Origin of the sequence: Mycobacterium sp. (genome assembly GCF_049585075.1) — a bacterium.
Taxonomy (GTDB): Bacteria; Actinomycetota; Actinomycetes; order Mycobacteriales; family Mycobacteriaceae; genus Mycobacterium.
The window spans coordinates 18,579-39,253 of sequence record NZ_JBAUZA010000119.1 but is presented as its reverse complement, the minus strand read 5'-3'; the positions used below and the strand labels follow the sequence as shown (position 1 = coordinate 39,253).

Annotated in this window: 24 protein-coding genes and 1 pseudogene; 8 read left to right on the top strand and 17 right to left on the bottom strand. The window is 63.7% G+C overall.

Features of this window, described 5'->3' with window-relative positions:
- The 8 genes from WB785_RS05575 to WB785_RS05540 all read right to left on the bottom strand — a co-directional run.
- Positions 1 to 1,374: MCE family protein (locus WB785_RS05575; RefSeq protein ID WP_424077738.1), on the bottom strand; the 1,374-nt coding region annotated here is incomplete at its 3' end.
- Positions 1,371 to 2,411, bottom strand: coding sequence for a virulence factor Mce family protein (locus WB785_RS05570; RefSeq protein ID WP_424077737.1), 1,041 nt, complete (start codon positions 2,409 to 2,411; stop codon positions 1,371 to 1,373). The genes WB785_RS05575 and WB785_RS05570, both read right to left, overlap by 4 nt.
- A complete protein-coding gene (locus WB785_RS05565; protein ID WP_424077736.1) occupies positions 2,408 to 3,634 on the bottom strand; it encodes an MCE family protein in 1,227 nt (408 codons plus the stop codon). Before WB785_RS05565 ends, WB785_RS05570 begins: the two co-directional genes overlap by 4 nt.
- Positions 3,635 to 3,640: 6 nt before the next feature.
- Positions 3,641 to 4,519, bottom strand: a complete 879-nt coding sequence (locus WB785_RS05560; RefSeq protein WP_424077735.1) for an ABC transporter permease — start codon at positions 4,517 to 4,519, stop codon at positions 3,641 to 3,643.
- Position 4,520: 1 nt separating this feature from the next.
- Positions 4,521 to 5,237, bottom strand: coding sequence for an MlaE family ABC transporter permease (locus WB785_RS05555; RefSeq protein ID WP_424077740.1), 717 nt, complete (start codon positions 5,235 to 5,237; stop codon positions 4,521 to 4,523).
- Positions 5,238 to 5,489: 252 nt separating this feature from the next.
- Complete coding sequence (locus WB785_RS05550; protein ID WP_424077734.1) at positions 5,490 to 6,524, bottom strand: NAD-dependent epimerase/dehydratase family protein; 1,035 nt, start codon at positions 6,522 to 6,524, stop codon at positions 5,490 to 5,492.
- Positions 6,521 to 7,027: a nuclear transport factor 2 family protein gene (locus WB785_RS05545; protein ID WP_424077732.1), complete on the bottom strand. Its 507-nt coding sequence runs from the start codon at positions 7,025 to 7,027 to the stop codon at positions 6,521 to 6,523. The genes WB785_RS05550 and WB785_RS05545 overlap by 4 nt, the downstream gene beginning before the upstream one ends.
- Positions 7,028 to 7,079: 52 nt before the next feature.
- A complete protein-coding gene (locus tag WB785_RS05540; RefSeq protein ID WP_424077730.1) occupies positions 7,080 to 7,475 on the bottom strand; it encodes a VOC family protein in 396 nt (131 codons plus the stop codon).
- 86 nt (positions 7,476 to 7,561) lie between these two features.
- Here WB785_RS05540 and msrA point away from each other — a divergent pair, with 86 nt between their 5' ends.
- Positions 7,562 to 8,080, top strand: coding sequence for a peptide-methionine (S)-S-oxide reductase MsrA (gene msrA, locus WB785_RS05535; protein ID WP_424077729.1), 519 nt, complete (start codon positions 7,562 to 7,564; stop codon positions 8,078 to 8,080).
- A 16-nt stretch (positions 8,081 to 8,096) separates the two neighbouring features.
- Here the strand turns inward: msrA and WB785_RS05530 are convergent, their stop codons facing one another.
- On the bottom strand, positions 8,097 to 8,567 hold the full coding sequence (locus WB785_RS05530) for a PaaI family thioesterase (RefSeq protein WP_424077727.1): 471 nt from the start codon (positions 8,565 to 8,567) through the stop codon (positions 8,097 to 8,099).
- 11 nt (positions 8,568 to 8,578) lie between these two features.
- Positions 8,579 to 9,907 (bottom strand): cytochrome P450, encoded by a 1,329-nt coding sequence (locus WB785_RS05525; protein ID WP_424077726.1) that lies wholly within the window; start codon positions 9,905 to 9,907, stop codon positions 8,579 to 8,581.
- Positions 9,908 to 10,031: 124 nt separating this feature from the next.
- On the opposite strand from WB785_RS05525, the gene WB785_RS05520 reads away from it, so the two are divergent.
- Together WB785_RS05520 and WB785_RS05515 are read left to right on the top strand one after the other, a co-directional pair.
- Positions 10,032 to 10,700 carry a TetR/AcrR family transcriptional regulator gene (locus WB785_RS05520; RefSeq protein WP_424077724.1) on the top strand — a complete coding sequence of 223 codons (669 nt, stop codon included), beginning with the start codon at positions 10,032 to 10,034 and terminating at the stop codon, positions 10,698 to 10,700.
- A gap of 4 nt (positions 10,701 to 10,704) precedes the next feature.
- Positions 10,705 to 10,917 carry a TOBE domain-containing protein gene (locus WB785_RS05515; protein WP_424077723.1) on the top strand — a complete coding sequence of 71 codons (213 nt, stop codon included), beginning with the start codon at positions 10,705 to 10,707 and terminating at the stop codon, positions 10,915 to 10,917.
- On the opposite strand, the pseudogene WB785_RS05510 reads toward WB785_RS05515, so the two are convergent.
- Positions 10,899 to 11,273, bottom strand: a pseudogene (locus tag WB785_RS05510) (alpha/beta fold hydrolase); the annotation flags it as partial. The gene WB785_RS05515 and the pseudogene WB785_RS05510 sit on opposite strands and share 19 nt — an antisense overlap.
- A gap of 360 nt (positions 11,274 to 11,633) precedes the next feature.
- Here WB785_RS05510 and WB785_RS05505 point away from each other — a divergent pair.
- A complete protein-coding gene (locus tag WB785_RS05505; protein ID WP_424077722.1) occupies positions 11,634 to 11,822 on the top strand; it encodes a hypothetical protein in 189 nt (62 codons plus the stop codon).
- Between the two features lie 32 nt (positions 11,823 to 11,854).
- Here WB785_RS05505 and WB785_RS05500 read toward each other — a convergent pair whose 3' ends face one another.
- Together WB785_RS05500 and WB785_RS05495 are read right to left on the bottom strand one after the other, a co-directional pair.
- Positions 11,855 to 12,955, bottom strand: a complete 1,101-nt coding sequence (locus WB785_RS05500; protein ID WP_424077721.1) for a fatty acid desaturase family protein — start codon at positions 12,953 to 12,955, stop codon at positions 11,855 to 11,857.
- 17 nt (positions 12,956 to 12,972) lie between these two features.
- Positions 12,973 to 14,037: a ferredoxin reductase gene (locus WB785_RS05495; protein WP_424077720.1), complete on the bottom strand. Its 1,065-nt coding sequence runs from the start codon at positions 14,035 to 14,037 to the stop codon at positions 12,973 to 12,975.
- A 69-nt stretch (positions 14,038 to 14,106) separates the two neighbouring features.
- Between WB785_RS05495 and WB785_RS05490 the strand changes: the two genes are divergently transcribed.
- From WB785_RS05490 to WB785_RS05480, 3 genes are read left to right on the top strand one after another with little or no spacing between them, the layout of a single operon-like run.
- Positions 14,107 to 14,781, top strand: a complete 675-nt coding sequence (locus WB785_RS05490) for a TetR family transcriptional regulator (RefSeq protein ID WP_424077719.1) — start codon at positions 14,107 to 14,109, stop codon at positions 14,779 to 14,781.
- 22 nt (positions 14,782 to 14,803) lie between these two features.
- Entirely contained in the window at positions 14,804 to 15,568 is a 765-nt protein-coding gene (locus WB785_RS05485) for a DUF427 domain-containing protein (protein ID WP_424077717.1), read from the top strand.
- A gap of 5 nt (positions 15,569 to 15,573) precedes the next feature.
- Positions 15,574 to 16,635 (top strand): DUF4185 domain-containing protein, encoded by a 1,062-nt coding sequence (locus WB785_RS05480; protein WP_424077716.1) that lies wholly within the window; start codon positions 15,574 to 15,576, stop codon positions 16,633 to 16,635.
- Here the strand turns inward: WB785_RS05480 and WB785_RS05475 are convergent.
- The 3 genes from WB785_RS05475 to WB785_RS05465 are packed head-to-tail and all read right to left on the bottom strand — an operon-like array spanning position 16,619 to position 18,395.
- Positions 16,619 to 16,933 carry a hypothetical protein gene (locus WB785_RS05475; RefSeq protein ID WP_424077715.1) on the bottom strand — a complete coding sequence of 105 codons (315 nt, stop codon included), beginning with the start codon at positions 16,931 to 16,933 and terminating at the stop codon, positions 16,619 to 16,621. The genes WB785_RS05480 and WB785_RS05475 overlap by 17 nt on opposite strands.
- Before the next feature lie 49 nt (positions 16,934 to 16,982).
- The gene (locus WB785_RS05470) at positions 16,983 to 17,735 is read right to left on the bottom strand and encodes an SDR family NAD(P)-dependent oxidoreductase (RefSeq protein WP_424077713.1); all 753 of its coding nucleotides are present in this window, start codon (positions 17,733 to 17,735) and stop codon (positions 16,983 to 16,985) included.
- Positions 17,736 to 17,783: 48 nt separating this feature from the next.
- The gene (locus WB785_RS05465; RefSeq protein WP_424077711.1) at positions 17,784 to 18,395 is read right to left on the bottom strand and encodes a GNAT family N-acetyltransferase; all 612 of its coding nucleotides are present in this window, start codon (positions 18,393 to 18,395) and stop codon (positions 17,784 to 17,786) included.
- A gap of 51 nt (positions 18,396 to 18,446) precedes the next feature.
- Here WB785_RS05465 and WB785_RS05460 point away from each other — a divergent pair, with 51 nt between their 5' ends.
- Positions 18,447 to 19,769: an acyl-CoA dehydrogenase family protein gene (locus WB785_RS05460; RefSeq protein ID WP_424077710.1), complete on the top strand. Its 1,323-nt coding sequence runs from the start codon at positions 18,447 to 18,449 to the stop codon at positions 19,767 to 19,769.
- Here WB785_RS05460 and WB785_RS05455 read toward each other — a convergent pair.
- Positions 19,766 to 20,671 carry an alpha/beta fold hydrolase gene (locus WB785_RS05455; protein ID WP_424077709.1) on the bottom strand — a complete coding sequence of 302 codons (906 nt, stop codon included), beginning with the start codon at positions 20,669 to 20,671 and terminating at the stop codon, positions 19,766 to 19,768. The two genes, WB785_RS05460 and WB785_RS05455, sit on opposite strands and share 4 nt — an antisense overlap.
- Positions 20,672 to 20,675: the final 4 nt, after the last annotated feature.

The following is a 20,675-nucleotide window of genomic DNA, read 5'->3' as shown; positions in this document are numbered from 1 at the left end:
GGGCACGGGCGTGCCCGGCAAATCGGGCGCCGGCTCGGCGGGGCGTCCGGCGACGGGGATCCCCGGCGTCGGCGGCAGACCCTTCGGCTTCGGCGGTGACGAGAGCACATCCGGCAACACCGGGTATGGTCCGTTGGGCCCGAAGGGACCCTGTCCTTGATCGACGCCCGCGCATGGCATCGGGTTATCCGGCCGCGGTAGGAGTTCTGCCGGCGGGACATAGGAACACGGCGTGCCCGGCGCCACCGCGGGTCCTGGGTGATCCGGGGTGCCCTCGAGTACCGGTGGCGCAGGCGGAGGTGCACCGTTGGTGAACCGCGTGCCGTTGGGGTCAGGAAACCGGAAGGCGGGCAGGCCGGCGCTGCGCCAGAAGTTCTCCGGGTCGATCCCGCGTTTCTGGAATGCGGCGTCCACCCACGGCTGCAGCATCCAGTACGGCAGCAAGTTGCCGATCATCACCTTGAAGTAGGGCCCGGAGCCGACCGCCTCGCTCAACGCCGCGGTGTAGTTGCGCAGGGTAGTCAGCGAGGCGGCAAGGTCTTTCTTGTGCTCGACCAGCAGATCGGTGACGGTGCTCAGCTGCTCAAGTAGGTGGTGCAGGTTCGGGTTGTCCTTGATCAGACCCTGCACCTGGGCGGAGAAGGCCGCCACGTTGGCCAGCAGCGCGTTGATGGCTCGTCCACGCTCGTTAAACGCTGCCAGCAACTCCTGGGTGTTTCGGAGCAGCGCGTTGATCTGTTTACTGCGGTCACCGAGAACACTGGCCACTTTCCTGGCGTCGGCGAGCAGGTGTTTGAGTTGCTCGTCGCGCTTGCCGAGGGTGTCGGAGAACTTGGCCACCCCATCGAGGGCCGCACTCAAGTGCGGGGAGGTCTGGTTGATGGTCTGCGACAACACATTCAGCGATCTTTTGACGGTGTTGATGTTCCATCCCGAAGCGCCTTTGGTGACGTCGAAGAACGCGTCATAAATCTGATACGGAGTAGTGCTCTGCCCCAGTGCCAATACCGCACCTGGCCGCAGCGGTTGGGTACCTCGCGGCTCGATCTCGAGCACCTTCTTGCCCAGCAGCGTGTCGGTGCGGATCGCCAGCCGGCTCTCGGTACCGATGGTGCGTGCGCCGGTCGAGAACTTCATCACGACGTGGTCCCCGTCGATCTTGAGATCTTGCACCGTTCCGACGTCCATGCCGAGGACGCGAACCTTGTCGCCCTTGCTCAATCCGCCGGAGTCGCTGAACTGGGCGTAGTAGCTCGCGGTGGCGAACAGCATCGGCAGGCTGCTAAAGCTTTGTCCCACACCGACAACGAGCACCACCACGGCGATGGCAAGCACTCCGACACGCACCCGGTTGGCGGGTTGCAGCGATCTCATTGCAGCGTGCACCTGCCCGACGGCTGCGCCCAGAGCTTGACCGAACGAACCGGGCCGCCCGGCTGCAGCCCGTTGACTTTGATGGCGAGGTCGCAGAGGTAGAAGTTGAAGAAGTCACCGTAGATGCCGCTGGCTCGTCCGATGATGTTGAACGCGTTAGGTAGCTTTCCCAGCAGGTCGCCGAGCTTGTCGTGCTGCTCGACGAGTGGCCCGGCGACGTTTTCCAGGCGGCCGACCGTGTCGTGCAGCAGGGCCCGGTTGTCGGCCAGCAGGTCGGCCACCGTTGCGGCGGCGTTGCTGATGTGCGCGGTGCCGTCAGCGAGATCGGCGGCCCGGCCCTTCAGACCGGTAATCAGGACCTCGAATTTGTTGATCGTCTCGTCGAACTGTTTCCGGTGCCGAACTGTGGTGTCCAGCACCGTGTTCAGGTTGGCGATCACCTGACCGACCGCCTGGTCGCTTTCGGCCAACCGATCAGTCAGCTGCGCGGTCTGATCGAGAATGTCGTTGATGGTGCCGCCCTCGCCCTGGAAGATGGTGATGATCGATGAGGCGATACTGTTGACCTTCTGCGGATCCAGAGCGCGAAACAGCGGCTTGAAGCCACCGATGAGGGCGTCGAGGTCCAGAGCCGGCTCGGTGCGTGATAGCGGAATGAATCCGCCCGGCGGCAGCACCCGGTCGGCGTTTTCCCCTGTCCCGCGGTCGATTTCCAGATAGCGGTTGCCGATCAAGTCCTGGTAGCGGATCTCGGCGGTCGTCGACTGGTACAGCGGCACCGAGCGGTCGACGGTGAAGTCGACCCGTATCCGCTTGTCGCCCTCGACCAGGTCAACTTTTTTGACTTTGCCGACCTCCACGCCGGAGGCCCGGACGAACTGACCGGCTCGTAAACCGCTGGCATTGCTGAACTCTGCGGAGTAGCTGTTGGTTTGATCGAAGCGCACTTGACCGAAAACCACCACGATGAATGCGGTGAACAACAACTGCACGGATGCGACAGCTGCGAGCCGGATAACCGTACCGGTGATTCTCATGGGTTGATCGTGTTCTCCCCGTACTGGCGCCCCCAGACGTATTCGCTGGCGAGCGGCTGGCTGAGCTCGAAGTGGTTATACGGCGCAATGCTGTTGCCGGAGTCCATCACCAGATACGGCGCCGGCCACAGATCACGGGTGATCGGCTGCCAGCATCCGGGCCCTCCGCCGGGTCCGCCCCGCGCATTTACCCGCGGCAAATTGTCCGGATACACATACGGGTTCTCGGTTCCGGCAAGCGCAACGCCGAGCTGCGCGGAATAGTGGTTACCGCTTTCCAGCACCGCGACTTTGGGGGCAAGGTCGGCGAAGTTTCGCAGGGTGCAAAACACCTCCGGGCTGTAGGTGTCGAGTAGACGTGCGGTCGGCACGAGGTCGGCGAGCAAGCGGATCAAGTACGGCTTGCTGCGGGTGAAAACCTCTTCCCCGGTACTGGCGAAGCCGGACGCGGCCAGCAACGCGGCGTCAAGTTCCGCCTGATGCCGGTTGAGCGTGCGTGCCGTAGTAACCGCATTCTTAAGCGCGTCAAACAGATCCGGCGCAGCTTTGGTGTAGACGTCGCCGAGAGCCGCAAGCTGCTGGATATCGTGGCGGATCATCGGCATTTGCGGATTCAGGTGGTCGAGAATTTTGTTGCCGTTGACGATCGACTGCCCGAACTTATCGCCCAATCCAGTTAACGCCTGCGCCGCTGCGCTCAGCGTAAGGTTCACCTTGACCGGATCGATGCTCTGCGAAAGCTCCACGAGCGTCTCGAACACCGTGTTGAACTCCGTCGTGACCGATGTCGCGTCGATTACCGTTTGCGATGTAATCGGTTGTGCAGAAGGGTTTTCCGGAGAAGTAAACGAAACGTACTTGTTCCCGAACACGGTGGTCGCCTGGATCTTGGCTATCACGTTGGCCGGAATCATGCTGACGTACTTCGGGTCTACATCGAGTGCGAATTTGGCCGCCGGCTTGCCGTCGTGCTGAACCTCGGAAATGCCGGCCACCCGACCGATGCTCACCCCGTTGTAGGTGACCTTCGAGCCTTGATCCATCACCAGACCGGCACGCGCTGCCAGCATTGTCAGCCGGGTCTTGGCGGTGAAGCCCCCGCGAAACTGCGCGTATACCAATGCAAATACCAGCGCGCATGCCAGGAACAGTCCCACTGCCGCCAGGGTGTCCGGCCAAGTCCTGGGCTTGCGTTCCTTCTTCTTCGTCACGGCGTTCGTCATCGTTGGCTACACCGTCAGGTTGAAGTTCGGATCGACGCCGTAGAGCGCAAGAGACGTCAGCAGGACGACGATCACCGTTGAAACCAGCGAGAAGCGCATTGATCGGCCGACGGCCTCTCCCACCCCGACCGGGCCACCGCTGGCGTTATATCCGTAGTAGCAGTGGGTGATCATCACGATCACCGCCATCACGATGACCTCGGCGCCCGACCAAAACACGTCCTCGGTTCGCAAGAAGGTCTGGAAGTAATGCTCATAGGTGCCTACCGACTGTCCGTAAAACAGCGTGGTGACGACTTGCCCGGACACGAACGACATGACAAGTGCCATCGCATAAAGCGGGACGACCACCGCCAGCCCGGCCATCAGCCGCGTTGACACCAAGAACGCGACCGATTTGATACCCATCACCTCGAGTGCGTCGATCTCTTCGCTGATCCGCATGGCGCCCAACTCGGCGGTCGCGCCGGCACCTACGGTGGCCGCCAGCGCGACGCCGGTCACCACGGCGGTGACCACGCGTACGTTGGCCAATGCGGCGAAGAACCCGGTGAATGCCTCGACGCCGATGTTGCCCAACGATGCGAAGCCTTGGATGGCTATCAGCGAGCCGCCGGAGAGCGTTACGAAACCGACGATCGCGGCGGTGCCGCCGACGACGGCCATCGCACCGGTGCCCATGCCGATCTGGGCGATCAGTCGCAGTGTCTCCCTGCGATAGTGACGCAGCGCCCACCCGATCGACCAACCACCGATAACGGCGAACCTGGTGAGGTGCCCGGCCTTGTTGACCGCCCGCAGGGTGCCGCCGACATAGTGATTGAAGTTTGCGACCGCGCGTGGATACCGCGCACGTAACACGGCAGCTGCCGAAACATCAGCCATGTCAATGGCCCGTCCCGAACCGCACGCCGATCGTGGTCAGCACCACGTTGACCGCGAACAGCGCAAGCACGCACAACACCAACGTTTCGTTGACGGCGACGCCGACTCCTTTGGGACCGCCTTTTGTCGTCAGCCCCCGGTAGCAGCCCACCAGGCCTGCGATCGTTCCGAATATCGCCGCCTTGATCGTCGCAATGACTACCTCGGGCAGACCCGTTACCAACGTCAGCGTCGCGAGATATGCGCCGCCCGAAACGTTCTGCAGACCGACGCCGAAGATGAAGCCGCCGACCAAACCGATAGTGATGACGGTCCCGTTGAGCAAGGTGGCGACGACGGTCGCCGCCACAACCCGCGGCACCACCAGCCGGTGGATGGGGTCGATGCCGAGCACCTCCATCGCGTCGATTTCCTCGCGGATGGTGCGCGCACCCAAATCGGCGCAAATCGCGGTCGACCCGGCGCCGGCCACCACCAACACGGTGGTCAGCGGGCCTAGTTGAGTGACGGCACCCAGCGCCGCACCCGCGCCGGAGATATCGGCGGCGCCAAACGAGGCGAGCAAGGTGTTGAGCGTGAAGACAATGAGAACGGTCAGCGGTATCGAGACCGCGATGGTGGGTAGCATCGCGACTCTGGTGATGAACCAGCTCTGAACGATGCACTCGCGCCAGTGAAATGGCTTGCGGAACAATGCTTTTCCAGCCAGTACGCACATCCGGGCAAAGCCGCCGACCGTCGCCAGTGGCGGCTCGAGTTGATCACGTACATAGTCGGCGAGCCGCGGCGGCGCTGTCGTCGTCACCGCGGCCTCGGCGCACGAACGCGATAGCCACGACGGATTGAGGGTGGACGTGCTTCAGTGCGGGGGCGCCACACATACACCATGCGTCACACTATGTAGCAAAAATCACTTCAGTTACACAAGACACGCGGGGCCCCGCGCAGTTAAGTTAAGCGCGATTCCGGCTCACTCGGACGGCGCGGTCTTACTGTTTTGCCTGATGTTTTTAAGGTCGGCCCAGAATCGCGCGGCCTCTCGGATGGATTCCTCGACTGGCCTTGGCTGCCAACCCAGTTCGCGGCCGGCCTTGCTGTGATCGACGGGGGCTTCCGCGCGCATCATCCGCACCGAGGCCAGGCTGAGTTCGGCGTCTTTACCGGTCAACCGGGCTCTCAGGCTGCCTAGTGCGCCCAGAACGTAGAGCACCTGCGCCGAGATGGACCGCCGCGGCGGCGGCACACCGGCTTCGGCGGCCGCAATCGTGACGACCTCTTTGAGCGGAATCATGCGTTCAGAGATCAGGTAGCGCTCGCCGTTGCGGCCGCGCTCGGCGGCCAGCAACATCGCCCTTGCCGCGTCGTCGACACCGACAACCTCCAGCTGGATGCCATCCATCAGGAAAGGCAGCTTGCCGAAGACCGCGCCGGCGATGAACGCGCCGTGCGGCGTGCGGCCCCAGTCACCGCTGCCGTAGGTGGTCGAGACACATATGGCGACCGCGGGCAGACCTTTTTCCGATGCGTATCGCAGCACCATGTCCTCGGCCTGGACCCTCGACTCCACATAAGGGGTGAGCGCACGGCGGTCGATCTGGTCATCTTCGGTTGCCACATGACCATGCCGTCGACCCACCGTCGCATAGGTGCTGGTGAACACGAAACGATGCAGCTTTGCGGCGATTGGGTTTTCGACGGCGACATCAAGGACGTTGCGCAAACCAGCGACGTTGGTGCGAAACAGCGGTGCCGGGTCTTGCAGCCACGCCCGGGTGTCGACCACGCAGTAGTACACCTCGTCGCAACCGTCCATCGCCTGGCGCACGGTGGCGGTGTCGAAGACGTCACCATGGAATCGGGTGACGTCGAGATCGTCGATGCTGCGGGTGTTGGCGCCATCGCGCACCATCGCGCGCACGTCGGCGCCGGTCGCCACGAGTTGGCGGGTGACATGCGAGCCCAAGAACCCGTTGGCTCCGATGACCAGCTTGGGTGCGGTAGTCATTGCTGGCCTCCGTATTGGCGCATCCACCGCGCAGCGTCGCCGTCGAGGGTGCCCAGCGCTTCGGCCTTCTTGCACCACTTGATGCCGGCCTGCAAAAAGCGCAGCGGGTTGTAGATGTCTTCTTGCCGGCACCACTGGCCATCGCCCGCGTAGGTGATGATCGAGATGTTCGTCGCGCTGATGATGGTGCCGTCACCGGGGTCGCGCATCGGGTTGTCCAGTTCGCAGATGATGCGCCCGGTCGGCTCGTCGATAACCGACCACAGCGACGGAAAGGCTGTCATGTGGCTTCCCGGGAAGGTCGACATTGTCTTGCGGATCCAGGTCAGCACCTGGTCACGGCCCTTCATCGTGCCCGCCGCGTGCTCGATGTAGTCGACATCCGGCGTGTAATGCTCGACCCAGGCGTCCCAGTCTTTGGTCTCGGCAGCGCGCGCGACGGTCTGCTCGAATGTCTCGAACGCGGCGGCAAGCTCATCGCGGGTGAAGATGCGAGTCGTCACGGAAAAACTAGAACACGTTCTATTGATGTTTGTCGAGCCTGGATCGGCGGGATCAGAGCTTTGCTTCCGGGATCAGCGGCTCGAACAGTTCGATCGGGTTGCCCGAAGGATCCTCGAGCAGGATCTGTTTGCCGCCGACACCGGTCACGATGTCGTTGCGAAAGTGCGCACCACCGGCGCGCAGCTGCGCAACGAAGGCGTCCAGATCCTCGACCTCGACGCTGAACCGGTTCCACCCGCCGGGCGTGGGCAACGAGCCGTCGGGCATCGCCTGACCGCCACCGGGACCACCGCCCGGGGCGCTGAGCACCAGCCGCAGGTCACCGCGGGACAGCATTGCAAACGTCGGGGCCGGGTGCATGTCCTCGTGAAAGCCGAGTTGACGGCAGTAGAAATCGATCGCCTGGTCGACGTCGTTGACGATGTAACGCACGCTCACGGTCGCCATGAGGTCTCTCCCAGCCGAGCACAACCGGTCGGCACCAGTTTCATCTGCCACGCCATTCTCCGCAAGACGCATGGATAATCGAGAAGATGACGGATAACAGCAAGGCGATATTGGCCGGCGGCTGCTTTTGGGGCATGCAAGACCTGATCCGCAAGCAGCCCGGGGTGGTGTCGACCAGGGTCGGCTACACCGGCGACCCGAATGTCCCCAACGCGACCTATCGCAACCACGGCACGCACGCCGAAGCCATCGAGATCATCTACGACCCGGCGCGCACCGACTTTCGGACGATCCTCGAATTCTTTTTCCAGATCCACGATCCGACCACAAAGAACCGTCAGGGCAACGACGTCGGAACCAGCTACCGTTCCGCGATCTTCTACGTCGACGACGAGCAGAAGCGCGTTGCGTTAGACACCATCGCCGACGTCGAGGCGTCCGGCCTGTGGCCCGGCAAGGTGGTGACCGAAGTCAGCCCCGCCGGCGACTTCTGGGAGGCCGAACCCGAGCACCAGGACTACCTGGAGCACTACCCCAGCGGGTACACCTGCCACTTCATCCGGCCCGACTGGAAGCTGCCACGACGGGCCGCCGCCGATCGCTGAGCGCAGGCCGCGCTACCTATTTGCCGAAGGCGCGTAGCTGATACAGGCCGCGGGTGGTGGCCACCGTCTGACCGTCAGCGTCGGTCACCACTGCCTCCAGGGTGAAATCGGCCTTACCCCGCTCGGCAGCCTCGGTCTCGATGCGCGCGATCGCCTCTTCGTCGAGGCTGGCTTGCGCGCGCACATCGGATTTCGCCATCGCAACGAATTGGATGTCGAGGTTTTTGACCAGCGGGAAGTACTTGGCGGTGTCGAACGTGATCAGCGGAATGATCCCGCCGAGGACTTCGGCCACGGTGAACAGGACGCCGGCATAGATGACGCCGAAGTGGTTCCCGTTGCCTTCGGCAGGGACGGTCGTGGCGGCAAAACCGCGCCGAGCCTCCACGACCTGCACGCCCATCTTGTGCGCAATCGGGATAGTCGATTCCAGGGCGCCGTTCATCCCGTCCACGAGCTGGTTGGCCCCACCGTCGCTGGCAGTCATGACCGCCGATCTTAACGCCGGTGGACGACGATCTTTCCACCGTCCTTCGGGGTGTAGGCAACCCCTCGGGAGTGGTACTTCTCTCCTGGCGCGGTGGTGGTCTCGATCGTGAAGTGGCGCAACACCGTTCGCAGCACGACATCCATCTCCATGTTGGCGAACACGGCGCCGACACAACGACGGGCGCCGCCGCCGAACGGGATCCACGCAAAGCTAGGCGGTTTCGTGCCGATGAACCGCCGCGGGTCGAAGCGGTCCGGGTCGGGAAATACCTCGGGATTGGCGTGCATTCGCCCAATGCTGACAAGGATCGAAGACCCGCGGGGTATGACCCACTCGCCGAGTTCATAGAGGGGCGTATACACATGGCGGCCGGCGAAATCGATGACTGTCCTACTGCGCTGTACCTCAAGAATGGTCGCCTGCCGTAGTTCGTTGCGGTCCGTGTCGGCCTCGGCGACCAGCGGCGCGAGCGCGTCGGGGTGCCGGCTGAGCCGCTCGAACGCCCAGCCCAAGGTGGCCGCGGTGGTCTCATGTCCGGCCGCCAGCAGCGTCAACAGCTCATCGCCAATGTCCTTGCGCGACATGGCTGAACCGTCCTCGTACGTGCTGCGCAGCATCAGCGCCAGCACATCGTTGCGATTCTCGAAGTGCGGGTCCGCCCGCTCTGCTGCGATCAGCCTGTCGAGAACGACGTCGTATTTACGCCGCCACTCCGCCAGCCGGCCCCATGGGGAGTAGCGGCCGAAAGTCCGAGGCGGCTTGGGCAGTATCGCCAGCCGGGAACCCAACGTGACCCACGGTGGGAGGATCCGGCGCAGCTCGTCAAGCTCGGCGCCCTCGGCCCCGAAGACAGCGCGCAGGATCGCGTTGAGCGTAATCCGCATCATCGACGGCAGGGTCGCGAACATCTTGCCCTCAGGCCAGCCGGCGATCTCGCGCAGTGTCTCTTCTTCGATGATGCTCTCGTAATTTTTGATGCTCTTGCCATGAAAGGGCGGAGCCAATAGCCGGCGGCGCTGGCGGTGGTCATCACCGTCGAGGGCGAACACGGAGCCCGACCCGAGCAGCCTGCTCAGGTTGGGCTGGATGTTGCCGAGCACCTCTGGACTGGTAGTGAAAATCTGCTTGGCTAACTGCGGATCGGCGACCACCACGATGCGGCCGTACACCGGAACGGTAAGCATGAAGGCGTCGCCGTGGCGACGCGTCATGTACTGCGCAGCCCACCGTCGCGAGATCGAAAAGGCAACGCCCTGAATGGGCTTCGGCATCCGCGGCGCTGGAGGCAATTTGAGGGCGGGCGGCGCGGCGGCCGCTTGGGTGTCGATGGTGCTCATCGCTGTGCACTCCCAACATCGGTCTGGTACTGCACCGTACCAAGGGCGTATTCCGGTACGGTACCCTGTAGTACCAAGCGCTGGCAAGGGCAGGCACGAACGGGATTCGGCGGAAGGAGGCGACGTGGGTACAACCGTCGCTGACGATGCGGCTTCGGCGGAGTCCGTCGATAAGTCCGTCGATATCGACCCATTCCGACGCCGGTTGCTCGACGGCCTCGCGGCCTCGATCGGCGAGCGTGGCTACCACGCCACCACCGTCGCCGACATCGTCCGTCACGCGCGCACGTCGAAGCGCACGTTCTACGGCCAGTTCCCCAGCAAGGAGCAGTGTTTCCTCGAGTTGCTGCATGCCGACGTCGAAAGGTTGGCCGATGAGATCCGCGCCGCCGTCGATCCGGATGCGGACTGGCAGATTCAGATTCGTCAGGCCGTAGAGACCTACGTGGACCACATCGCGTCCCAGCCCGCCATCACATTGAGCTGGATCCGCGAGCTGCCGTCGATGGAAGCCGCCGCGGCGCGGCCATACCAGCGTCGCGGTGTGCACCTATTGACCAGCTTGCTGATGGGCCTAAGCGCCAGCCCGGGGTTTCAGAAGGTCGGCCTGCCGCCGCTGACCCGGCCGCTAGCGGTGATCCTGGTAGGCGGTCTGCATGAACTGACCGCACTCGCCGTTGAAGACGGGCACAGCGTGCGCGAGATTGTCGAGCCGGCTGTGCATGCCTCCGTGGCACTGCTCGGCTACCGCCCCTCGAACCTCACCGCCGACCGGCTCATCGGCCTAGGCTGATGCGATGCGGCTATCGACACGGAATCAGCTCAGCGGGACCATCTCCGATGTGGACGTCGGCAGCGTGATGGCGATCGTGAAGGTGCGGCTCGACGGCGGCGATCAGGTCGTCACCTCGTCGATCACCAAAGATGCGGCGCTCAGCCTCGACCTCAAGGTCGGCCAACCCGCGACGGTGTTCATCAAGGCCACCGAGGTAACCATCGGCGTGGACTGACCGGCGATACAGTGACCGACGCCGTCGACCAGCTCGACTTCGAAATCGCTTGTGTGCTCGGCATATCCGCTCAGCAGATCCGGTGTGAGCACTGGGTCTTGGGTGCCACTTCGCCAGCGGACCAGGAGATCGATTGGGACACCGTTGAATTCGCCGCGCAGCCAGCGCACCCGTCTGGCGCGGACCGATCACTGGCAACAACATCGGGATCTGGTATCAGAATCGCCAGATGTTGCGCACCATCGACAGATCGCGCGTCACATATGGCACCGCGGTATTGAGCCCGAAAACCCGGTCACCTTCGCCGGATGGCGCAGCATCTCGACGCCATCCAGGGCGGGCAGTTTAACCATGGCTTGACAATTTAGCAACGGAAGCGAAACTGTCGCCGATACACTCGAAGTGTGTTCAATCGTCGTATATCAACAAGCGACGAACGTCTCGCGCGGTGGGCACTTTTGGCCGTAGTTGCGGGAGTATGCACGGCAATCACGGGGGGAACGATCGGCTCGGCGGCACGCGCGCACGCCAACCCCTTCTCCTTGCAGTTCCAGTCGCCGTCGGGAGACATCACCTGCAGCGTGGTTAACGCCCCGCCTCAAGACACTCATTCGCTCCCAACGAATTTTGCGCAGTGCGACGTCGTTAACCAGACCTGGGTCCCTCCGCGACCGCCACCGGCCGGGCGGGCTGATGCCACCGTCACTTTCGTACTCATGCGCGGCCAGTTGCCAGTTCTGGGCTACAGTCCGGGCACCTTGGCGGCCACCGAGCCGGTGAATTACGACCAACCGGTTACTGCGGGAGCGATCGGCTGCGATAGCGATCAGTCGGCTGTGAAATGCATCGACGCCAGCACCGGACACTTTTTCCGCGTGTCGCCGGAGTCCTACGAGTTGGGGTGATGACCCTCAGCTGGGGCAACCAGTCAGTGCACTCAGGCGGCGACCAACTCGTGTATTTCGGCGGCGCCGGACTTCTTCAGCGGCAGAGCCAGTTTGACGATTTTGCGCACGACGGTGGCGAACTGCCTTGGCAGCGAGCCCGCGTTGTACGGGATGCCGTAACGCTGGCAGATCTCGCGCACCTCGGGGGCGACCTCCGCGTAGCGCCGAGCCGGCATATCCGGGAAGAGGTGATGCTCGATCTGGTGCGAAAGGTTGCCGGACAGCAAGTGGAAGAGCTTGCCGCCGGTCAAGTTCGCCGACCCGAGGATCTGACGGAAATACCACATTCCGCGGGATTCGTCACGGGTCTCTTCGACAGTGAATTCTTGTGTGCCATCAGGGAAGTGCCCGCAGAAGATGATCATGTAGGACCAGACGTTGCGGATCAGATTGGCTGACAGGTTGCCGGCGAACACAAACGGCGCAAACGGCCCGGCCAATAGCGGGAAGGCCACATAGTCCTTCAGCATCTGCTTGCGGGTCTTTCGCCAAATGCCTTGCAAGACCTCACGTTTGTCAGCCAGCCGGATTTCACCGGCCTTGATGCGCTCGGTTTCCATTTCGTGCAAGGCCACCCCGTACTGAAAGAACACCATTAGCAGAAAGGCGTAGACCGGGTTGCCCAGGAAGTACGGCTGCCAACGCTGATCCTCGCTCATTCGCAGAATGCCGTAGCCGATGTCGCGGTCCATGCCCACGATGTTGGTGTAGGTGTGGTGCATGTAGTTGTGCGAGTGCCGCCATTGATCGGCCGGGCACGCGGTGTCCCATTCGAAGTCGCGGCCACGGATGGCGGGGTCACGCATCCAGTCGTACTGGCCGTGCATGATGTTGTGGCCGATCTCCATATTGTCGAGGATCTTCGCCACTGAAAGCATCGCAGTACCCGCCAACCACGCCGGCGGCAGGATCCCAGCGAACAGCAGGGCGCGTCCACCGACTTCGAGTGCACGCTGCGTTTTGATGACACGGCGGATGTAGTCGGCGTCGCGCTGGCCGAGGTCGGCCATCACGCGTTCCTTGATGGCGTCGAGTTCACGGCCGAAGGCGTCAGCCTGCTCGGGCGTCAGGGCGATGTTGGGCTGTGTCATGGACTTCTCCAACTTCTCTAGAGGGCGATATCGACGTCGCCGACGGGTACGGACACACAGATCTGTACGTCCTCGTCGGGTGCGGTCGACACCGCGCCGGTGGTCAGGTTGCGCACCACACCGCAGGTTTTGCGGCGGGTGCAGGTGTGGCAGATGCCCATCCGGCATCCGCTCTCCGGGGTGAGGCCGGCTGATTCGGCCTGCTCCAGCAGCGAGCGACCGTCGTCAACCACCTCGACGGCGCTGTCCTCGAACCACACTCGCCCACCCGAAGGCTGTGCGGGCAGCTCGAGCGCCGGTGCGACGAAGCTTTCCGAGTACACGTTCTCGCAGTGCTCACGGACGGCGTCGACTAAAGCCGCAGGGCCACAGACGAATACGGCATCTGGTGACGGCATCGCCGTTGCCAGGTGTTCCGGCCCGAACCGGCCTTCCAACTCGCCACCGGCCGACCGGGTGTAGCCGTGCAGCACCCGTACGCCCGCCATCTCGGCGAGCTCGTGCCGGTAGCAGGCCTCTGCGGGGGTGCGTGCGTAATGCACGAACGCGATTTCGCCGGAATGGTCCTGGTTGACCAGCGTGCGCAGCATCGCCATGACCGGCGTGATGCCGCTACCGCCGGAGACGAACAGAATCCGGCGGGGTGGTTGTGCCGGCAAGACGAAGTCGCCGCCGACGCCGCTGAGCCCGACCACCATGCCGCGCCGGGCTCGCTCGTACAGGAAGGTCGACACCAGCCCGCCGTCGTGATGTCCGATCGTCAGCTCGAGATCTGAGCTGCCTTCGGCGTTGGCCGGTGAATAGCATCGGGTGTGCCGGCGACCGTCGATCTCAAGGGTCAGGTTGACGTACTGCCCCGCGCGAAGGCCGCGACCGGTGTCGCTGAACGCGTCGTTGGGCGCGAGCACGAGGGTGACGCTGCGCGGGGTGGTCCGCCGTACCTCGACGACCTTCGCGCGGCCCTCGCCGCGCGTCCAGGTGGGGGCCAGCAGTTCGGTGTACCGGTCGACGCCGTGCGGGCCGGTGAGCAGGTTGATCAGGTCGGAACCCAGCACCCGCTCTCTCAAAGTTTGGGTGAACATATGTATACCGTGCAACGGCATGCCCCAGTTCGTCAAGGGTTTCCGCAGCTCTGTGGTAGGGTTCACATAGTGAACGACCGTACGCCTAGCTCACGCTCGCACCGGTCGAGTCGCGGGCGTACCCGGGAGAGCCCGTCCCGGGAGGAGCGCAAAGAGGCGACTCGGCGAGCGATCATCGCCGCGGCGCTCAAGCTGCTCGACGACCGCAGTTTCAGCGGCCTGAGCCTGCGTGAGGTGACCCGTGAGGCCGGGATCGTCCCGGGTGCGTTCTACCGGCACTTCGAATCGATGGAGGCCCTCGGGCTGGTCCTGATCGACGAGTCCTTTCGAACTTTGCGTGACATGCTGCGCGGTGCCCGCGCCGGCAAGCTCGACCCGAACCGGGTGATCGAGTCGTCGGTCGAGATTGTTGTCGCCAGCGTCACCGAGCGTCGTGAGCACTGGCGCTTCATCGGGCGCGAGCGCTCCAGCGGCGTCACCGTGTTGCGCTATGCCATTCGCACCGAGTTCCGGCTGCTCACCTCGGAGCTGGCCACCGACCTGGCCCGGTTCCCGGGCCTGAACACCTGGAGCACCGAAGATCTCAACGTGCTGGCTGCTCTGTTCGTCAACTCGATGATCGTGATCGCCGAAGCGCTCGAAGACGCCCAATCCACCGAGGCGATCGAAGAGATCCGGCGGACCGCAGTCAAGCAGCTGCGGATGATTGTGATCGGCATCAACGGCTGGCGCAGCACCCCGTAAGCCGCGGCGCAATGATGGTGCCATGGGCATCAGAATGCGAGATCTGCTCGGTGGCGCGTTGCCGTCATTGCGCTACGAACCCACCGAAAAGCGGCTTCGGATTTACCTGGACGGCGAGTCCGTCGCCGACACCGTCAACGGGCTGCTGGTTTGGGAACCCCGGCGGGTGGTCCCGACCTATGCGGTGCCGGAGCGCGATATCTCGGCCCGGCTGGAATCCGCAGGCCGGGTTGACGACCTCGCCGACTTGCCGATCCTGGTCCCGACCAACCCGTTCACGACGCACAGCTGTACCGGAGAGGTGTTGGACGTGACCGTCGGCGCGGCCAGGCGCCCGTCGGCGGCGTTCCGGCCGGACGACCCGGACCTGGCCGGTTACCTCACGTTCGACTTCAGCGCGTTCGACTGGCGCGAAGAAGACGAGCCGATCGTCGCCCACCCGCATGACCCCTTCAAACGCATCGACATGCTCGCCAGCAGCCGACATGTCCGGATCGAGTGGGAAGGCCGACTGTTGGCCGAGTCATCCCGGCCGCTGCTGTTGTTCGAAACCTTGCTGCCGGTCCGCTACTACCTGCCCCGCGCCGACGTCGTGGTTGATCTCGAGCCGACGGACACCGTCAGCTATTGCGCATACAAGGGCCGGGCGTCCTACTTCTCGGTGCCCGATGGTCCGGCCGATGTGGCGTGGACCTACCACCAGCCGCTGCGCGAAGCCGAACCGGTCACCGACCGCGTCGCGTTCTTCAACGAGCGCGTGGACGTCATCGTCGAAGGCGGGCGCTGACGGCATTGGCTACCTCGCGTCGCAAAGAAGGCAAGCTGGCCGACATCACCGGCCCCGGCATCACCGACCGGTGGGGTGTTACGTGCACCGACCTGGGCGCATCGATAATCGCGCCGAACGGATCGCTGGTGTCGGTGTTCGGAGATACCTTCTCGGGCTACAGGGTTGGCGACGGTGACTGGCGTTCGCCGGTGATCCTCATCGGCACCGGCGACGCCAATCACCCGATCATCTACCAACGCGCCGGCGGTGACGACCCCGAGTACGCACACCAACTGTGGCGCTATTCGCATCGCACTGTCGCGTCCGGTCGGCCACGCCGCGGCATCAGCACGGTGATTCCGTCCGACCTGCTGCGGGTCGACGACACGCTCTATCTGCACGCGATCGTCAACCGGGGCTTCGGCAACGTGGTTTGGACCGAGATCTGGAAGTCCGACGACAGCGGTGTCTCGTGGCGGCACCTGGGCGAAAGCGCGAAGTTTCCGGCCGAACTGCACAACGGTCACGCCCAGTGCTGGTCGTGGGATTACGACCCGGCCCACGGCTGGATCTACGTTGTCTCCACTGGTTTTCAGCGTGACAAGGGACTCATCCTACGGCGAGTCCGCCCGGAGAACATCGGCGATGTGAACGGGTACTCCGGGTGGGGGCGAACCAACGGTCGCTGGTCGTGGGGCAAGGAACCGACCCCACTGACGCCCGATGGTGAAACCTGGGGCGAGCTGTCGCTACGGCGGTTGGCAAACGGCAAATGGATCCTGGGCGGATTTCTGTCCTCGAAGTACGCCCTGGGTTATCGAGTCATCAACTCCCCCACCGCAATACACCACGCGCCGCTGCAGGTCCCGGTGGTCGGGTGTGAGTGGGACGCCGAGGATCACGCCAACAACCGGGTCGCGCAGCTCTACGGCGGATACGTCCTTGCGGGTTCGAGGCTCAACGTCGCCGGCGGCGTCGGCCTGATGGTGTCACAGTGGCACACCGCGCGCGGATGGCCTTACCGGGCAATGCAATTCCGCGCGACGCTGCGTGACACGACTACGAGGGTCACTCGTCGACGTTGAACAGCGACTCACCGTCTTCGGGGGTTCCGTCGATCTGCCCGCGGTGCACCCGGCTCGGGCGCTCCTGATCGATGGCCTGATCGTCCAACACATCGGGTTCCTCGGCGGCAAGCCTGTCGTCCAGCGATTCACCCTCTTGCTCTTCGCGTGCGGTCACCCCGAACTTGTCAGCCCCGCTCCAGTCGTCCGGTGGGTCGACGACGACGTCGCCGTCGTTGTTGCGCACCTCGTCGGAGTCGGTGGCCTCACTGGGGCTCAGGGTGTAATCCGCTTGGGGATCGACATCGTCGCTAGCCATAGCCAACCGGTTGCCCTTGCGCCCGGGCTGTTAAACACCCCGTCCGGGCCTAGAAATCCAGCGGGTAGCCGCCGCTGACTTTGAGGGTTTCGCCGGTGATGAATGACGCCTCGTCGGAGCAGAGATACAGCATGGCCGCGACCACGTCGTTCATGGTGCCGAGCCGGTGGATCAGCTGGCGCTCGCGGACAATGTCGTCGACCAGGGCGTGCGGCAGGTCGGCAAGCGCGTTCTCGGTGTTCATCAGCCCGGGGGCGACGGCATTGACCCGGATCCGATCGCCCGATAACTCCGAAGCGAACGCCACGGTCAACCCACGCACCGCCAGCTTGGACACTCCATACGGGGTGATATTCATGAAGCCGGCCATTGAGGAGATATTCAGCACCACACCGCCGCCGCGATCTCGCATCGAATCACGGCACGCCAGAGTGCAATTGATGACGCCCATAACATTTACGTCGAACAGTCCACGGATGTCGGACCGGGACAGCACGCCGAAGGGTTGGTTGTACTTCGTCAGATGGCGTCCGGCGTTGTTGATCAAGACGTCAACGCCACTGAGCTTTTCGATCACGACGCCGACGGCGGTGTCCACCTGCTGCTCATCGGCCACGTCGCAGGGTACCGCGATCACCCGGGCTCCTTGCCCGGTCAGTTCCGCTGCGGTGCGCTCGGCCAACGGGACATCGACGTCCAGAATCGCGACGGCGGCGCCTTCACCGATCAGCGCCTGCGCGAAGGCCCGACCAAACCCGATCGCGCCGCCGCTGATCACCGCGGTCTTTCCGGAAAACCGCATCTGGCAACGGTAACGCGATTGTCGCCGCCACTGGTGGGTTTACCCTCGCTACCGCGGCGCCCGCCACATCGGCCATAGCGTGGGCCCGCCACCGGGCACCACCATTTCGCCGGTCACCTCGAAGCCAAACCGCTCGTAGTAAGGGACGTTTTCGCGCTTGCTGGATTCGAGGTACGCGGGGGCGTGTTCCGCGTCAACGCGATCAAGCCGTGAGCGCATCAGCACCTGTCCGAAACCTTTGCCGCGCACGGTCACATCGCTGCCGATGACGGCGAGATACCAATGCGGTTCCTCGGGGTGATGGCGCTTCATCAGCTCGAGCAGTCCGCCAAACTTGCGGCCAACTGATGGACGCAAACCGAATCCGCGGATGAACGACGGCACCATCATCAGTTGTTCGGTGGCCGTTTGCTTCCAGCGCCCCGGCGGATCCCAGAGCGCTGCCGCGCCGATAGAACCATCGGTGGCCACTTCAACACCGCCACCGGCCAGGTGATGATGCCGGGTAACGGCACCGAAAAATCGCCACAGGTGCGCCGCCCGTGTTCTGTCGTCGGGCATGATCCACATGGCGACCGGGTCGTCGTAGAAAGCGCGGCCGAGCACCTGGGACAGCTCGCCGATGTCAGCCCTGCGGGCAGGATTCGCGTTGATCGTCATTGATGGCCAGATTAGTCATCCACGTTTCGGCACTGTGGCGGTAGCGTCGCAATGACAACGATCCCGGGAGATGCCACCGTGTGGGACTTCGAAACGGACCCTGACTACCAGGAGAAGCTGGACTGGGTCGAAGAGTTCATGGTCAACGAGCTCGAGCCGCTCGACCTGGTCGCGCTCGACCCGTACGACAAGAAAAACCCCGAAACTTCTGCCATCCTGCGCCCGCTCCAGCAGCAGGTGAAGGACCAGGGATTGTGGGCCGCGCATCTGGGGCCCGAACTGGGCGGCCAGGGCTACGGCCAGGTCAAGCTCGCGCTGCTCAACGAAATCCTCGGCCGGTCTCGCTGGGCGCCGTCGGTGTTCGGCTGCCAGGCACCCGACTCGGGCAACGCCGAGATCCTCGCGATGTTCGGCACCGACGAGCAGAAGGCTCGCTACCTGCAGCCGCTTCTCGACGGCGAGATCACCTCCTGCTATTCCATGACCGAACCGCAGGGCGGCTCCGACCCCGGCATGTTCGTGACGACAGCGACCCGGGACGGTGACGACTGGGTCATCAACGGGGAGAAGTGGTTTTCCAGCAACGCCAGGCACGCGTCATTCTTCATCGTGATGGCCGTGACCAAGCCCGACGCCCGCACGTACGACAAGATGTCGCTGTTCATCGTGCCGGGCGAGACGCCGGGCATCGAAATCATTCGCAACGTCGGGGTCGGTGGCGAGTCGAGCAAGCACGGCTCGCACGGCTACGTCCGCTACCGCGACGTCCGGGTGCCGGCCGACCACGTGCTGGGCGGTGAGGGCCAGGCGTTCATGATCGCGCAGACCCGCCTCGGCGGTGGCCGCATCCACCACGCGATGCGCACAATCGCGTTGGCGCGCAAGGCCTTCGACATGATGTGCGAGCGTGCCGTGTCACGCAAGACCCGGCACGGCGCGCTCTCGGACTTCCAGATGACCCAGGAGAAGATCGCCGACAGCTGGATCCAGATCGAGCAGTTCCGGCTGTTGGTGCTTCGTACCGCGTGGCTGATCGACAAGCATCACGATTACCAGAAGGTGCGCCGCGACATCGCCGCGGTCAAGGTCGCCATGCCCCAGGTGCTGCACGACGTCGCGCAGCGGGCACTGCACCTGCACGGCGCGCTCGGTGTCTCCGACGAGATGCCGTTCGTCAAGATGATGGTGGCCGCCGAGTCGCTGGGCATCGCCGACGGTGCCACCGAGCTGCACAAGATGACGGTGGCCCGTCGAACACTGCGCGAGTACGAGCCGGTGACGACACCTTTCCCGTCCCAGCACATACCCACCCGGCGCGCGGAGGCACAGGCCAGGCTGGCCGAGCGCCTAGAACACGCTGTCGCGGAGTTCTAGCTACCGGCGGTGACGCGGTCGATGTGGGCCAGAAAATGGGTCAGCACGGCGTCGGGCGCTTCGAGTTGCGGCCAGTGCCCGATGTCGTCGGCGAGCATCACCACGTCGGGGTGGGGTATTACCTCGGCGTAGCGGCGCGCCATGTGCGCACCGGAGTTGGGGTCGATTGGCCCGTCGATCAACCGCATCGGCACCGCAGTCTGGCGCATAGCACGCACCCACCGATTTCGATGCGTATAGCGGTCGTTGATGAAGCGGCCAACTTTGTGCAGCACCCGACGACCGTCGTTGTAATCCAAGATCTGGTTGAACACGTCCATCATGTGCCGTGTGGGTTTGGTGTTAGGACCGAACATCTCGCGCAGCGTCGGTTCCAGCAGCCGACGAGATAACTGGCTGTTCTGCAGATGGCTGAAGATGTCACCCAACGGAGTCCGGGACATCAACTTCTGCGCCGCCCGCGGCGTGTAGGTCTCGACGAACATACCGCCGTTGAGCCAGGTGATCGAGTCGATGCTCAACTCGCCATACGCACGCTGACCAAACTCGTGACGGGCCAACAGTTCCTGGCCCACGGAGTCACCGATGTCGTGGGCCAGGATGTGCGCGTTACCGATTCCCAGGCGAGCCAGTAAAGCCTCGTGCATGTCTGCGTGGTCGTGCACCGAGTATTCGTAAGCGACGGGCTTTGCTGAGAAGCCCATGCCCATCATGTCGGGTGCGATGACGGTGAAACGTTGGGTCAGCGTTGGCCAGATCGGTGCCCAGTCAAAGGAGTTGAACGGGTAACCGTGGATCAGCAGCAGCGGAGGTCCGCTGCCTTCGCGGCGGTAGAAGATGTCAAAGCCGAGGTAGTCGAAGTGCTGCCCGGCGGCTAGCCAGGATGCCAGTTCAGCGTCCACGGCC